Annotated in this window: 19 protein-coding genes and 2 tRNA genes; 6 read left to right on the top strand and 15 right to left on the bottom strand. The window is 46.5% G+C overall.

Going from position 1 to position 14130, the window contains the following annotated elements; translation table 11 throughout:
* Position 1 precedes the first annotated feature (1 nt).
* Together MNV_RS19400 and MNV_RS05580 are read right to left on the bottom strand one after the other, a co-directional pair.
* On the bottom strand, positions 2–2794 hold the full coding sequence (locus tag MNV_RS19400) for a PAS domain S-box protein (RefSeq protein WP_179293821.1): 2793 nt from the start codon (positions 2792–2794) through the stop codon (positions 2–4).
* Positions 2795–2990: 196 nt separating this feature from the next.
* A complete protein-coding gene (locus tag MNV_RS05580; RefSeq protein ID WP_143311654.1) occupies positions 2991–3560 on the bottom strand; it encodes a hypothetical protein in 570 nt (189 codons plus the stop codon).
* 84 nt (positions 3561–3644) lie between these two features.
* Between MNV_RS05580 and MNV_RS05575 the strand changes: the two genes are divergently transcribed.
* A complete protein-coding gene (locus tag MNV_RS05575; RefSeq protein WP_096204368.1) occupies positions 3645–4097 on the top strand; it encodes a methylated-DNA--[protein]-cysteine S-methyltransferase in 453 nt (150 codons plus the stop codon).
* Here the strand turns inward: MNV_RS05575 and MNV_RS05570 are convergent.
* Genes MNV_RS05570 through MNV_RS05565 form a run of 3 tightly spaced genes read right to left on the bottom strand, consistent with a single transcriptional unit; the run spans position 4094 to position 4606 of the window.
* Positions 4094–4324: a hypothetical protein gene (locus tag MNV_RS05570; RefSeq protein ID WP_143311653.1), complete on the bottom strand. Its 231-nt coding sequence runs from the start codon at positions 4322–4324 to the stop codon at positions 4094–4096. The genes MNV_RS05575 and MNV_RS05570 overlap by 4 nt on opposite strands.
* A complete protein-coding gene (locus tag MNV_RS19395) occupies positions 4254–4430 on the bottom strand; it encodes a hypothetical protein (RefSeq protein WP_179293820.1) in 177 nt (58 codons plus the stop codon). Before MNV_RS19395 ends, MNV_RS05570 begins: the two co-directional genes overlap by 71 nt.
* Complete coding sequence (locus MNV_RS05565; RefSeq protein WP_096204366.1) at positions 4415–4606, bottom strand: hypothetical protein; 192 nt, start codon at positions 4604–4606, stop codon at positions 4415–4417. The genes MNV_RS19395 and MNV_RS05565 overlap by 16 nt, the downstream gene beginning before the upstream one ends.
* Positions 4607–4732: 126 nt before the next feature.
* On the opposite strand from MNV_RS05565, the gene MNV_RS19390 reads away from it, so the two are divergent.
* Entirely contained in the window at positions 4733–4870 is a 138-nt protein-coding gene (locus tag MNV_RS19390; protein WP_179293819.1) for a hypothetical protein, read from the top strand.
* A gap of 78 nt (positions 4871–4948) precedes the next feature.
* Here the strand turns inward: MNV_RS19390 and MNV_RS05555 are convergent, their stop codons facing one another.
* The 3 genes from MNV_RS05555 to MNV_RS05545 form a co-directional block, all read right to left on the bottom strand.
* The gene (locus MNV_RS05555; protein WP_096204364.1) at positions 4949–6244 is read right to left on the bottom strand and encodes a DUF1015 family protein; all 1296 of its coding nucleotides are present in this window, start codon (positions 6242–6244) and stop codon (positions 4949–4951) included.
* A gap of 76 nt (positions 6245–6320) precedes the next feature.
* Positions 6321–7088, bottom strand: coding sequence for a DNA integrity scanning protein DisA nucleotide-binding domain protein (locus MNV_RS05550; RefSeq protein WP_096204363.1), 768 nt, complete (start codon positions 7086–7088; stop codon positions 6321–6323).
* 106 nt (positions 7089–7194) lie between these two features.
* Positions 7195–7266: transfer RNA gene (locus MNV_RS05545), tRNA-Ala, on the bottom strand.
* A gap of 56 nt (positions 7267–7322) precedes the next feature.
* Here MNV_RS05545 and MNV_RS21180 point away from each other — a divergent pair.
* From MNV_RS21180 to MNV_RS05525, 4 genes are all read left to right on the top strand, one after another.
* Positions 7323–7604 (top strand): rhomboid family intramembrane serine protease, encoded by a 282-nt coding sequence (locus MNV_RS21180; protein WP_096204362.1) that lies wholly within the window; start codon positions 7323–7325, stop codon positions 7602–7604.
* Positions 7595–7668: transfer RNA gene (locus MNV_RS05535), tRNA-Ile, on the top strand. Before MNV_RS21180 ends, MNV_RS05535 begins: the two co-directional genes overlap by 10 nt.
* A 78-nt stretch (positions 7669–7746) precedes the next feature.
* The gene (locus tag MNV_RS05530; RefSeq protein ID WP_096204361.1) at positions 7747–7920 is read left to right on the top strand and encodes a 4Fe-4S binding protein; all 174 of its coding nucleotides are present in this window, start codon (positions 7747–7749) and stop codon (positions 7918–7920) included.
* Entirely contained in the window at positions 7917–9095 is a 1179-nt protein-coding gene (locus MNV_RS05525; protein WP_096204360.1) for an NAD(P)/FAD-dependent oxidoreductase, read from the top strand. The genes MNV_RS05530 and MNV_RS05525 overlap by 4 nt, the downstream gene beginning before the upstream one ends.
* 54 nt (positions 9096–9149) lie before the next feature.
* On the opposite strand, the gene MNV_RS05520 is transcribed toward MNV_RS05525, so the two are convergent.
* The 7 genes from MNV_RS05520 to cbiT form a co-directional block, all read right to left on the bottom strand.
* The gene (locus tag MNV_RS05520; RefSeq protein ID WP_096204359.1) at positions 9150–9536 is read right to left on the bottom strand and encodes an HI0074 family nucleotidyltransferase substrate-binding subunit; all 387 of its coding nucleotides are present in this window, start codon (positions 9534–9536) and stop codon (positions 9150–9152) included.
* A complete protein-coding gene (mntA, locus tag MNV_RS05515) occupies positions 9524–9838 on the bottom strand; it encodes a type VII toxin-antitoxin system MntA family adenylyltransferase antitoxin (protein ID WP_096204358.1) in 315 nt (104 codons plus the stop codon). Before mntA ends, MNV_RS05520 begins: the two co-directional genes overlap by 13 nt.
* Positions 9839–9952: 114 nt before the next feature.
* On the bottom strand, positions 9953–10564 hold the full coding sequence (locus tag MNV_RS05510; RefSeq protein ID WP_096204357.1) for a precorrin-8X methylmutase: 612 nt from the start codon (positions 10562–10564) through the stop codon (positions 9953–9955).
* A complete protein-coding gene (gene cobJ / locus MNV_RS05505; RefSeq protein ID WP_096204356.1) occupies positions 10554–11315 on the bottom strand; it encodes a precorrin-3B C(17)-methyltransferase in 762 nt (253 codons plus the stop codon). Before cobJ ends, MNV_RS05510 begins: the two co-directional genes overlap by 11 nt.
* On the bottom strand, positions 11290–12156 hold the full coding sequence (cbiG, locus tag MNV_RS05500) for a cobalt-precorrin 5A hydrolase (RefSeq protein ID WP_179293818.1): 867 nt from the start codon (positions 12154–12156) through the stop codon (positions 11290–11292). The genes cobJ and cbiG overlap by 26 nt, the downstream gene beginning before the upstream one ends.
* Positions 12149–13471, bottom strand: coding sequence for a cobalt-factor II C(20)-methyltransferase (locus MNV_RS20990; RefSeq protein ID WP_306453626.1), 1323 nt, complete (start codon positions 13469–13471; stop codon positions 12149–12151). The genes cbiG and MNV_RS20990 overlap by 8 nt, the downstream gene beginning before the upstream one ends.
* Complete coding sequence (cbiT, locus tag MNV_RS05490; RefSeq protein WP_096204354.1) at positions 13465–13989, bottom strand: precorrin-6Y C5,15-methyltransferase (decarboxylating) subunit CbiT; 525 nt, start codon at positions 13987–13989, stop codon at positions 13465–13467. Before cbiT ends, MNV_RS20990 begins: the two co-directional genes overlap by 7 nt.
* Positions 13990–14130: the final 141 nt, after the last annotated feature.

Below are 14130 nucleotides of genomic sequence, written 5' to 3'. Positions count from 1 at the left end.
TCTACGCCTCATTTAGCATTATTTTCTCAAACAAACTTGAGTCCACCTTCTCTTCTTCTTTGATTTGATAATTATACGGAATCGTAAAATAGAACGTTGAGCCTTTCCCGGGCTTACTATCTATTCCGATACTTCCACCGTGGTATGTGATTATTTTTTTGCAGATTGCAAGTCCAAGTCCGGATCCTTCATATTTTCTTGATTCGCTCGAATCCACCTGCTGGAACGGCGTAAATAATCTCACCTGGTCCTCTTTTTTTATCCCGATTCCATTATCCCTGACAACCACACGCGCGTGGTCGGCGTTGCCTGATAACTCTACCTCTATCATACCACCCGCATCGGTAAACTTGATCGCATTGTTCAGCAGGTTCACGACGACCTGGGTGATCCTGTCCTTATCAACGGTCACTTCGGGAATCTTATCATCTTTGAGTGTAAGTTTCTGGCTCTTGTCCCAGGCTTGTATTTTCATGGTCTCAACCGCATTCTCCACTATTTCGTTCAGGCTGGCTTTAGTCATGTTAAATTTCATCACCCCGGATTCAAGTTTGGAAATGTCCAGAACATCGCCTATCAGCCGGTCAAGCCTTCTTGTGTTCCGCAGTATCATATCAAGGCTCATCTTTTGCTTCTCAGTAATCTCCCCGAAGAATCCTGCAAGTATAATTTGAAGCTGCGCGTTCATGGGCGTAATAGGCGTCCTCAGCTCATGGGAAACTATGCTTAAAAATTGTGTTTTAAGTTTATCGGCTTTTTTAAGCTCGATATTTATCTGTTTAAGACGCTCTTCCGCCAGCTTGCGTTCGGTAATGTCCCTGGATACATGAACGACCCGTGTTATCCTTCCCTTTTCATCCAGTATAGGCGACGTAGAGACCTCTACATATATCTTTTTACCGTCCCTTCCGTAATGCAAATGCTCTACTACTGAGTGCTTTCCTGTTTTTACGGTCTCAAGTAGAGGACAGATATCATTCGGGGGTTTACATGGATTCGGTCTGTGATGAGTTGTCTCATAACAGGTTCTACCAATAACATATTCTTCACTCAGCCCTAATTCTCTTAAGAAAACACTGTTAGCTCCCACTATACTGAGATCATTAGCATCGATTATGCAGAGGGCATCATTCATGCTGTCAAGTACTGTACTGGAGAATTCACTTGAGTATTTTAGAGCCTCCTCTACCTGCTTGCGCTGAATCATTCCTACAAGCACATCGGCTATCGCATGGAGGAAATCCTCTTCCTTTTCATCCCGGCAATGTCCCTCTTTAAGGTACAGGTTGATTATCCCGATTACTCTGCCTGAAGATACAAGCGGGATACAGTAATGACCATGAGGAGTTATCCCCTGGTATATATTCTCATGATGTTCGTCTATACTATTAACAAACTCTATTTTGCCGGATGATGCTGCCCGACCACAAATACACCTGCTAAACGGAACGCGGGCGCATACGGTCTGCAGTGACTCCGGCAATCCCCGTTGTGCTTTCAATACCAGCACATCCGAGTCATCATCTGTCATCCAGATGCCTCCTACGGATTCCAGTGCAAGCCAGGGAATAGAAGTCAGATGATCGATAACCTTTTCCAGTATTTCCTCAAGTGAAATATTTTCTAAAGAAATCCTGAGCAATTTATTGAACGAAGCCTGGATTTGAGCTCTTCTCTGGATTTCCTCTTCAGCTCTCTTGCGCTCTGTGATGTCGGTAACAGTCCCGACGTAGCCGAGGATTTCTCCGCCATTGCCCATCTCTGCAACCGCCTGCCCGATTACCCAGGTTGCTACACCATCTGGACGCTGGAAACGATATTCCGAGTGAAAAGGTATTTTTTTCTGTTGGGCATCGCTCCACTCATCGAGCACACGGTCACGATCTTCCGGATGTAATGCTTTCAACCATGTAAGCCCATACAACTGTTCGGGGGTCAAACCTGTAATCTCGCATAACTGGTCATTGACGTATATGCAACGACCTTGCGCATCGTTATGGAGTACTCCGACAGGGGATAATTCTGCCAGTGTTTGGTAACATTTCTCGCTCTCACGTAGCGCTTCTTCAGCCCTTTTGCGCTCCGTGATATCCTTAAAGACCATAACTGTACCGATGGTATTCCCTTTACCATCTTTGATTGGCGCGCTACTGATTTCAATGGGTATTTTCTTTTCTTCCCTGGAAGATAGTACAGTTTGATAGTTCTTAACAGCTCCTTCGCCGCTCACATCATCAATGAGATCTACAGGAAGTTCACAAGCTTTTTCGCTTATAATATTGACTATTTTTCTAAGAGGCAATCCCTTGGCTTCCTCTATCCTCCATCCCGTCAGATATTGGGCAACAGCGTTCATGAATTTCACATAGCCTTCAGGGTCTGTGGCAATCACCGCATCGCTGATGCTTCCCAGTATTGTAGAAAGCCACTCCTTGCTCTCTTTTAATTTATTTTCAGCCTCATGTTTGAAAAGAGCTATTTCAATAGCCATTTTCAGTTCTTTTTCTCTGAATGGTTTAATAATATACCCGAACGGCTCTGTTATTTTCGCTTTCTCAAGTGTTGCTTTGTCTGAATGGGCGGTAAGATATATAACAGGAGTGTTAAAACTAGAGGATATCTGCCTAGCAGTCTCAACTCCGTCCATTTTACCCTGCAGTACAATATCCATCAGCACTAAATCCGGACCAATATCCTCTACTTTTTGATCGCCTCTTCCCCGGATGATGCCGTTGCCGGGACATAATATCCCATATTCTGCAACGTTCTTCTGATATCTTCTGCAACAATACATTCATCTTCGACGACCAGTATACGTGTTTCTGCTATTATATCACATCCCCGGTTCATGATATGTTATAAGGGCGCATTTACATCATTATGAGTATAATAATAAATCCATCTTTAAATAACTTTCATATATAAATATTTTATAATGTCTTGCCTGTAAATGCCATTGGAAAAAGAAAAAATTCAGCAGACGCTTAAATTCAGGCAAGTTTAGTCTGCTGGTACTTCGCCTTTAACCCGTCAAGGTCGATCAGTTGATTAATAATCTCTATCAGCACCTCATTTCCCCGTGCAAGCACGTTGCTGGCATCCCCGCTGAGCTCAAATGCCGGGTCATCTTGCGGTATCCTAATCCGCGTTACTGCAGCCCTGTGCTCTTTGAGTCGTGAGTCCCTGGACTCCTTTACGTTCCTTGTCTTTTGAGCTTCTATCCCGAGAAGCTCAAGCTCGTATTTGAAGCATGGTCTGTGGAAAAGGGATGTGAGGATATAGACACCGACTTCCAGCCGCTCCGAGGCATCGATGTCTTCCAGGTGCTCTTTTACGATACCGTATATATCTTTTTTCAGACCTGCTTTCAGGGTATATACTTTTGAGGGAGGGATGTCCATTTCCTCGAGGAGTCCTGTGTCATACAGCGCACGAAGATAGCCCGTAAGTATCAGCCTGTGCTGGTCATAACCGCTTTTTTTCAATTCTCTCGCAATCCTGCTTATCGACATCTGCTGGTGCGCCAGCATTTCTGTGATAATGCTATAAAATTGTGACATCTGTATTAGATTTGTTACCAAATCTGATAAATGTTTTGGTTGAAGCCATCGGGTTTTATTACAGTTGCGGATTATTGTTAAACAATGACCGGCAATACCGACATAATCTTTGCGCAGCCTCTTGATTGTTATGTGAAATTAACATATAAAACCAGGCTGAGTTCTATCAGGTTCATCAAAAGCAAAAATAGTCTAAAAGAGAAGAGAACATTCGATGCCACCTTTGAACTTGAGCAGTATTTCAGTGGTGAAAAAAAAGAATTCTCATGCGATGTGGATATATCAGGGCTTTCACTTTTCACGCAAAAAGTGCTGGACGAGTTAAGAAGAATCAAATATGGTGAAACGATCACGTATTCCGGGCTTGCAGAAAGGATAGGTAGCAAAGCGTATCGCGCGGTTGGAAGGGCGCTTGCAAGCAATCCCATCCCGATAGTTGTTCCCTGCCACAGGGTCGTGGCTAAGAACGGTGTTGGTGGATACTCAGGGGGAGTGGACGTAAAAAAGAGACTGCTGGAACTTGAAGGAATACACTAAGCAATTAAATATTCCTCAGTCAAACCGCGCACCGCCCCAGCCAGTTCATTCAGCTTTCCCGTAAAAAAGTGGTCTGCGCCTTCGATCTTAACAAGCTCCTTCGGTTCAGGGAGCCCTGAATAAATCTCTTCTGCCTTTTCGACGGGTATGAGCTTATCAAGCTTCCTGTACTTCCCTGCCATGTAATTTATAGCCGCCCTGACATCGTCCTGCTCTCCTGCCTTCATCGTATTTTCCGCTGCTCCTCCCCACTCCGCGGAAGTTAAAGCGCAGGGAAGGCATGCCGAGATCGAGGAACGCATGGGAAGCTGTGACCACTACCTTGGTGTGCATCGAGCCGCCATAGAGCGGATGCGGATGGCAGATAACCGCTGCAGGAGTATCTCCAAAAGGCTCAGGTACAGGAGCGTGAGGAGCGCCTCAAGCTCTCCTGCCCGGGAAGGTAGCATAAGCTCTATGGTTTTATGGGGCGGCTCAATATTTATTTTTAACTTTTTGGTATCGGTCATATATTTCCCTTGATTTTTCTGGAGTTTTCAATGGCTATAGCCTCATTTTTACTAATGGTTCCCATGCTGATAAATCTTGAGCACTTATTCTTTTGTGTCAGGATACCGGTGAATGAGGTTTGTACTATGCAGGACAAGAGAAAAACGACCTATAATGGATCATATAAGGGACTGATTAGATGCGCCTGGTGCGATGCCAGCCTCCCTGCCGACAAAGCCTTCCAGGAGTTACATATGCTGAGGGTGCACGGGCTGGTTGTATGACTTAAGTAAGAGGGTATTAGCAGAATCGAGGCACTGTATGGAGTGCGGTAGTGGCACTTAAGAGCCTGACCTTAGCTCTTACTCTATCCTCCTCATCACAATCCCCTCCGCCACTTTCGGCAGGAAAAGCGTGGACTTCTGGGGAAAATTCCGCCGCTCAACGAACGCTTTTCTCTCAACGTCCTTGATAGATATTTTATTCAACAGAAAAGCCACATCGAACTCCTTGCTATCGACGCGCGCCACAGCCTCAGCCGGGCTTGCATTGAACGATACATCCTCCTCAGGTCTTCCCCTGATCAACGGATTGATAAGCCAGTCGTGCAGGACTATAAGGTCAAGCCCTGCTACCTCGCCGCGCTTTTTTGAGAGTTCAAGCACCGATTTCTCATCAGCCTTCAGGACGCTGAACTTTTCCCCGTCGTACATCCCGAGCCTTACATCGAACTCACTGCCGCGATGTCTCAGCTGTGAATAGAACTCCTCACTGTTTTTATCGCTTTGCCATACGATTTTAAATTTCTCGTCTATCTTCCGGGCAAGATTCTCACGGCTAAAATTCCTCACAGCCCGATGCCAGGGGAGCAGCAAGAGAGCCCTGTCTTCTCCCTCCATCAGCATCATCATAGTATATTCAATGCCGTCTTTTTCCCGCATCATGTTCGAGGCGGTGTATCTGTGATGCCCGTCGAGTATGAGAAGCTTCAGCCCTGAAACGATTTTCGTGATCTTATCGACAACAGTCCTGTCAGTGACCTCCCACAATAAATGCCTGCTGCCGTTAAGAGTAACGTCCACCAGCGGCGGCTTCTCGGGGTTGGGCACGAAATCCGGGCGCCGAAACTCCAGGTATTCTTCAAAGAGGTTGTTCAATGCATGGTCAAGCATGCTGTATTCTGCTGCGATTGGCGAGAAGTTCATCATGCAGGCTTTCATCAACCTGTAGCGCTCCCTGGTATTTATCTCAAATATGTTCTCATGCCCGGCGATGTTCCCTTTCCCGAGATCTTCGACCTTTGCCAGAGTTACAAGCCCGAAGGCAAAATACCGGCTTCTCCTGTCCTTTTCAGGAAGCTCGGCGAGAACTTCCGGCTGCAACGTGTACATAATACCGTAAATGTAAAATGCCGGTCTCTCCCTTTCAACAAGTACTTCTGAATCTATAAATCGGTCAAGATTCTTTTTAGCATGCTCTATGAACTCGTCCCTGTCCGTGTCCTTTCTTCTCGCTGTCACATGGATGATGTTATTTTTTTCCGAGGCGAACCTCTGGTATTGAGCGGCATCTATGGTGTCATAGACCGGGCAGACAAGCTTATCTATTGCAAGTCCAGGTTTGAGTATCGTTGCCTTAAAAGGCCGGATGTCTACCATTTTTTAGCGCCCTGTATATTTTTAAATAAATTTTGTTACTCCCAAAGGTCAATAAGGGACATGAATGTTTCGAATATCAGGGTTTGAGCGTGAAAACTATCATCCCGTCCTTAAATATCCTGATAATCCCGCCGCTCTGGGAAACCACTATCCCAAGTGCGTGTGTCGCCGAAGTAATGGCTGCAACAGAAGAATGCCTTGTCCCCAGCCCTCTCTGTAACTTTATTATTCCCGTATCTATGGTAATATACCTGCCTGCAGCCTCGACCGCACCATCGGCAGCTATTACGAAAACACCATCCAGTTGCGCGAACTCTTTGATGTCATCACGGGTTTCGGAATCGGTGATCATCCTATTCCCCCTGCTGTGACCCTCAAAGGGGTTCAATACGAGCTGCCTGGATTTAGCCATGACATTTGCCGCATCGCCGATAAGAAAGGCTGTGCCTATGGCATGTCCCTCCCTGCCCTCGCGGCTTATTTCGATCGCAATAGAGAGCACGGTCTTAAAAACCTGCTCCGAAACCCCGCTTCCCCTGAGCAGTTCTTTTTCATCAGAAGCAGGCGTCACTTTCTCAGGAGGTTTCAAAGCCAGCCGGGAACCCCGAACATTATCATAGCCGGTTTCATTTTCAAGGGCGCCCACGCGGTCAGTATAATAACTTACAAGGCTCCTGAGAACACCGATCTCTTTGAAATCCTGGCTTATCTCGGACGCTTCCCTGAACTTTGTAATAGCCCTGAGGTAGAGTTCTCTTGCAAGACCATGATCCCCTGCTTCCTGGGCTCTCTCCGCCCTTTTCGCGATATTGCGCCCTTCATCAAATAGAACATTTCTCCACATCGTTAATCACCTCCTCAGTACAGGTGAATAATAGCCTGCCGATAATGCCGTCTATGAATATAAGGCTGAAGGTCGATAAATATATATTTCTATCTATTAACAAAAATGGACCGGTCGGGATTTGAACCCGAGGCCTCTCCCATGCCAAGGGAGCGATCTACCCCTGAGCTACCGGCCCGAAAGCATGTGCTGCATAGTGCATAGATTATGATAAAGGTATCGATTAATTTGTAAATAGTCTTTTTCTTCGAACTCTCTATCTCTGTTCACTTTTTTTACCTGTTATCCGGTCTGGCTGCGGCATTTGCCCAGATAGCCGTATATCCTGCCTCCCGGATACCCAGCGTGGGGGCAAGCGGCGCAATTGCCGGCATACTGGGCGCATATCGGGGGATTTATGGCAGGTCTTGCACTTGGGCTCATCTACAGGAAGATGTAGAAGCCAAAAGCTCCTGCGGTTTAAAGACAAGATTTAAATCACATGCCGTTATATTGGCGATAATTCCGGGCCCGTAGCTTAGCCAGGTGGAGCGCTCGGCTGATAACCGAGAGGTCCTGCGTTCAAATCGCAGCGGGCCCATTGCATGACCTGCTTTTTGAAAGTTAGAAGACCTTCATAATATTTATATGTGCTAACTGCATTACCAGATAAAGATTTATGAGCGTTAATGTAAATCGTTATAAATGCGGATACTGTGGTGCGTGTGTCGGCGTCTGTCCTGAGGGTGCGCTTGAACTTGTCGAGACCTGGATAGAGGTCGATAAAAACTGCACCGGTTGCGGAATTTGTGCAAAGATTTGCCCCGTGGGCGCGCTGGTGGTTGTTAGATGAATGACAGATACGATGTTATCGTCGTTGGAGCCGGACCCGGCGGTTCGATAACCGCGAAAACATGCGCTCAAGGGGGGCTTGATGTCCTGCTGATCGAGAAAAGGCAGGAGATAGGCGACCCTGTGAGGTGCGCCGAAGGTGTCGGAAGGGATGCCCTGAAAAAGCATATCGCACCTGATAAAAGATGGATAGCAGCCGAGGTAAAAGGCTCCGTATTAATCGCCCCCGATGGGACACAGGTCAAAATGTCCGAGGATGCGTCCAACCCGAAAGCCGGTTACACTCTTGAGCGAAAAGTCTTTGACCGTGCCCTGGCGCAGCAGGCTGCCATGGCAGGCGCCGAGGTCATGGTAAAAACAAGAGCCACTGAGCTATTAAGATCAAATGGGAAAATTGCAGGAATAAAGGCTATGTACATGGGTGAAACCCGTGACATCAGGGCTGACATAGTCATCGGGGCAGACGGTGTCGAATCGAAAGTGGGAAGGTGGGGAGGAATAAATACTGCATTAAAACCCGTTGATATCGAGACCTGCGCGCAGTTCCTGGTTTCAAACATCGACCCTGGAGATTACAGCAAGTTCTATCTTGGAAGTAATTACGCCCCTGGCGGATACGTGTGGGTGTTCCCGAAAGGGGAGCATACGGCGAACGTTGGAATCGGTATCCTTGGAAGCAAATCAGGTGACGTGAGGGCAATATCACTGATCCATAGGTTCGTGGATACATATATGCCGCAGGCCAAGATAGTTGAAATCGTGGTCGGCGGCGTTCCGGTGAGCGGACCGATCAAACGGACAGTGAGCGATGGGCTGATACTTGTAGGCGATGCCGCAAGGCAGTCTGATCCCCTGACCGGCGGAGGCATTACTAATGCCATGGACGCAGGGCAGATGGCAGGGGAGGTTTGCTTAAAAGCAAAAGAAAAAGGGGATTATTCAGTTAAGACCTTAAAAGAATACGAGGATAAATGGCGCGCTACCATCGGAAAAGAGATAAGTAAATCCCTGCAGGTCAAAAACCTGCTCATTAAATTCTCGGATGAGCAGTTAAACCAGCTTGCACATTCACTTGATGGAGTGGATGTCAGTAAGATGGCGCTGCCGGCTTTTTTGCTTGCTTTGTTCAAGAAGAATCCGAAGCTGCTGTGGGAGTTAAGAGGGCTGTTTAAGTGATTTTCAAGGGAGAAGACTCACAGATTAATATCAACAAAAATTTGAGTGCTATTCTCAAGTTTCAATCAGGTTCCGATATACCTTCTCCATAAGTTTAGAATATCCCTTAATTTTCCGGTATATTTCTTCCGCTACCTCTTCATGGTATGTATGAGATATCAGGTTCCTGTCATCCGTCATCTCAAGGGCAGTTACAGTCTCTTCCTCTGTGAGTAATTTCACATTAAAAGCTTCCCTGAAGCATGATTTTGGAGAGTTGCATATTATCCCTTCTTTAACTCTCAAATATTCTTTTACAAATTTCCAGAATATCTCAAAGCTGTATTCAAACCTCTGTATGGTCGCATCCCGGACTATTACGGAATAGGGAGTATTTATTATTTCTTTTAAAGTTCCCAATGCCTTTTTTGTATCTTCTGCTACTATTGTCAGCTTTTCCATATCTTCCCTTCTTTCAGTACTTTATCTCTGAAAACCTCTGAAACCTTAGAAATATCCACCAAGTCTATTTTATATGGAATATTCATATCCTCAAGTTTTTCTTTTAAAAGAATTAATTTTTTTTTGTCATATTTTTTCTTAGGTACTATCCCGATGTCTATATCCGATCGCCTGTCGAAGTCTCCCCTTGCTCTTGAACCAAAAAGGATTATCATAACATCTTCTCCCCTTAAAGTATCAAGAACTACAGATTTTAGGCGTTCGAGGCTTTTTTCGTAGATGGATTCTGACTTTTTTTTCATGAAATCTCTACTTCCTCCATAATGAAATTAGCATAAATCATAGTATTATGCACTGTTCTACTTTAATAAACTAATTATTTGAATATTATAAAAAGTTACTGAAGGTATCACCGTTTATTCTACCGCCATCTCAACCAGCTCATTCACCACCGCCACCGCCACCGGCGTCCCTCCTCTTGTCCCCACGCATGTAATGGACGGCACATCCAGCGCCCTCACACGCTCTTTTGATTCAGCCGCGTTCACAAAACCCACGGGCGTAGCCACAAGCAGCGCCGGTCTTAATCCCCCCTCGATCATCCCGCATACTATCAGTGCAGCCGAGGGCGCATTTCCGATAACGATTATCGCGCCCTCAAGCTCCTTTTCCAGCGCCATGAAGCCTGCCGATGTTCTCGTTGCACCGGTATTCTCTGCAATTTCGCCTCCTGCATCAAGCACACATCTCACATCGCAGTTGTGCCCGCGCTTCGTTATCCCCACCTGCGCCATTCTTATGTCCGTAAATATAACCGCGCCTCTTTTGATTGCCTCAATCCCTGCTTTTATCGGCTCGTTGTTGAACCTCATCAGGTCGGCAAACGCAGGGTCGCCGGTTGCTATCACGCAGCGCTGCCTTATCCTGTCCTCAGGAGTATCGCCTTTTACAATCTTGCGTACCATCGCCCGGCTTTTTTCATTGATCTCCCTTGCTTCCCTGGTACGCGCACCAAAATCAATACTCATATTTCCTCTGGTATCCCCGCGGCGTTATTATCCTGTTGCCCCACAGCCTTGACTCGCTGTTCCCGATGAGCACAAGAGTGCTCATATCTATAGTTTCATTATAGTCCATGATTTTCCCAAGAGTGGTAGTAATAACAGTCTCCCCTTCCCGCGTTGCATTTTTCACAATTCCTACAGGAGTATCGTCGCTCCTGTATTTTCGTATGATCTCTACCGCTTTCCCGAAATTCTGCCTGCGGTTCCTGCTTTTCGGGTTATATATGGCAATTACAAAGTCCGCCTCAGCTGCGCTGTTCAGCCTGCGCTCTATCACATCTGTCGGCGTCAGGAGGTCACTCAGGCTGATTACAGCAAAGTCGGAAACCACAGGCGCCCCGAGGAGCGAAGCGGCAGCGCTGAGCGCCGTAACGCCAGGGATTATCTCCACCTCTACATCGCCTTCCTTCTCTGCTACCTCAAGCACCAGCCCTGCCATTCCATATACATTGGCATCCCCGCCGCTGATTATCGAAACAACATGCTCTCTTGATAGTTCGACTGCCTTCCTCGCGCGTTCAACCTCGCCACCCATTCCGCTTCTTATGATCTTTGCACCTTTAATTACTTCAGCCATCTGGTCAAGATACGTACCGTTACCGACGACGTATTCAGACCCAAGCAGCGCCTTCTCAGCTTTCTTCGTGAGATATTCGACAGCACCCGGACCTATGCCAACTATGTACAGTTTACCTTGCGACAGCGATCGTGACATTCCCGTATATCCTCTTTTTAAGCAGCAGTTTCTTTTCTTCTGAGAGCGCAAGAGCTGCGGGTTCGCATACCCCGTTCAATCCGAGGACTTTCGCCTTCGAATGTGTTGGAGCCTTTATTGAATTAATGAGTTCATGGGATACGAACTTCAATTCTTTCCCGAACGAGGCTGCCGCATCGATGATACCCTGCTCGTTTTCCTTGATCATCGCCGATGCAAAGTATTTTACGTCGTCGATGCAGGCATTGATTTCAGCCAGTCCGCTCCTTACCGCCTCCATGACTTCATTCTGGCTGACACCGCGGTTTGCGCCGATACCCACCACAAGCCCGTATCTTTTCAACACGCTCACATCATCGTCCACAAGAACGATTTTCGGACCTTTTATGCACAGGATTTCAATATCCATATCCAGCAATGCAGTATTCACTTTTTTCGTTGATTCCCTGTTGGCTATCCTGCTTCCGAGGGCTTGTGCAATACTCTCAACCGATACTTTTCCGTTTGCTTCGGTAGCGGTTGTTATTACAGGAGCCATCCCAATGCCTGCCAGTTTTTTTGCCAGTTCATTTCCCCCATGGTGCCCGCCAAGTATGGGTATGGCAAAATTCATCCCGCAATCAATGACAACGACAGCAGGGTCTTCCCATTTATCATGTATAAGAGGGGCGATGTTCCTGACAGCTATCCCCGTTGCCATTATGGCTATTATCGAATCATACTCAAAAGCCAGTTTGAAAGCATCTTTCGAGTAAGGGATGATCTCTCCGCCGAGGAATTTCTGTATCTTTTCAGCGATGACCAGACTGCGTGGAAAAGTGATAATTGCGAGTTCACCCATACAAATGCGACCTCTTGTAGTTCTCCGGTGAAAGCACATTACCTATAATTATCATTGCAGACTTATCAATTCCCAGAGCCTCTGCTCTGTCGGCAATATCACCAACAGTGCCCAGAATAACTTTCTCATCATCCCATGAAGCATGGTACACAACGGCAGCGGGAGTATCTTTCGGATAAGCCACTTTTCTCATTATTTCCCGCAGTTTGTGTGTGCCAAGATATATCGCCATCGTGGCACTATGCCGTGAGAGTTCATGGATAGAATCTTTTTCAAGCGTCTCTCCGGCGGGTCTCGTGATTATCAATGTCTCTGTTATCCCGTTTAACGTAAGCTGGGTCCGAAGCGCAGCGGCTGCTGCGAAAAGTGAAGTCACGCCAGGTATAATCTCTATGTTTATTCCGCATTTTTTCAGCCCATCTATTTGCTCGATGATCGCCCCGTACAATGAAGGGTCGCCGCTGTGCAGCCTTACAACTGTCTTTCCTGCTTCCACGTTTTTTGCCAGCATGTCTATAATATCTTCAAGCTTCATTCCGTGGCTGTCGATTTTTTTCCCCTGCGTATAATCTAATATCTCCAGGTTGATCAGCGAACCCGTGTACATTACGAGGTCTGCCGATTCAAGGAGTTCGCGCCCCTTTACTGTGATATATTTAGGATTGCCGGGACCTGCGCCCACAAAATATACGACTTTTTTTTCTGCTGCCTTTTTGCTTTTCTTTGCTACCAAAATGCTGAAATAATCGCCGTTCTGCGGGATTTCATGTGTTACCTTTTCGTTTTCCATGAACAGGCGCTCTGCATAGATGAACTCATCGAATCCTTCTGCGGTTAATTTTTCCCTGGTATTTTCTGGATGCTTTGTTTTCAGGATTATTTTTGTCCGCACAGGTGAGCCGTCGCTAACGGTAAACGAGCCTTCGATACTTGTATCGGTCCTGGCTGCCTGGGCTGTTATGGCGCTCACGCCTGGAATTGTGGTGATCTCGATATCCGGGTATTTCTCTTTGATAGTCCGCCGCAAGTGTGAGAACGTAGAAAAGAAGTTAGGGTCACCGATAACAGCAAAAGAGACGGTACCTTTCCCTGCTTCATTTGCTACTTTATTGGCGTTGTTCTCCCACATCTTTAAGAGTTCTGTTTTATCCTGTATCATGGGAAAATCCAGAATCTCAGCTTTTGCATAAGGCGCCACAAGTTCAGCCGCTAATTTTCCCGGGACAAACACTTTCCTGCTGTTTTTCAGGGCTTTTATTGCAGCCAGGGTCAGGAGGTCGGGACTGCCGGGACCAAGACCTACCCCGATCAGCATGAGCCACCACCCACGAGCAGGAAAACAGGGTTTTCAGGTTTTAGCATAGTGCCTCCTGCAAGCTCGTTCCCTCTTGATAATTGTATCTGTAACAGTTCTTTGAACACATTGTTCTTTTTCATTATCTCAAGCGCGGAAAAAACTGTTTCCATCCTTACCGCGCTGACTACAAATCTCGGGACTTTTTCCGCCAGTATTTCAAGGACTTGCTCTAAATTTTTACTCCCCCCAACAAATGCGCAGTCAACTTCCAGATCTGGAAGCAGTTGTGTGGCTTCGCCCTTTAGAACCTGTACGTTGGTCAGACCGCATTCCTTTATGTTTTCTGTTGCTGCGCGAACAGCCTCGTCCCTGCTATCGATAGCATACACCCGTTTCGCCAGACGCGCAGCACTTATCGATACAGAGCCGCTCCCGCAGCCGATATCCACAAATACATCGGCGGGTTTGATATTGAGTTTAGATAAAGCCACGGCGATTACCTCGGGCTGTGTTGGTGTTCCGGTTGGATATATCATAGGCTTGAACAAATTTAGTTGTGTTTAATCAATTTCTTAGTAAATTACTTTTTAGCTGTCGATTGAATTTAGGATGATTAATAATCTAGAGCCATAATAAACTTATTGAATCAACAGTACTTCCGATCGGTCGTAGTTCCG

Source organism: Candidatus Methanoperedens nitratireducens (genome assembly GCF_900196725.1).
GTDB lineage: Archaea > Halobacteriota > Methanosarcinia > Methanosarcinales > Methanoperedenaceae > Methanoperedens > Methanoperedens nitroreducens_A.
The sequence above is the reverse complement of the archived record's forward strand: the minus strand, read 5'-3'. Positions and strand labels throughout refer to the sequence as shown.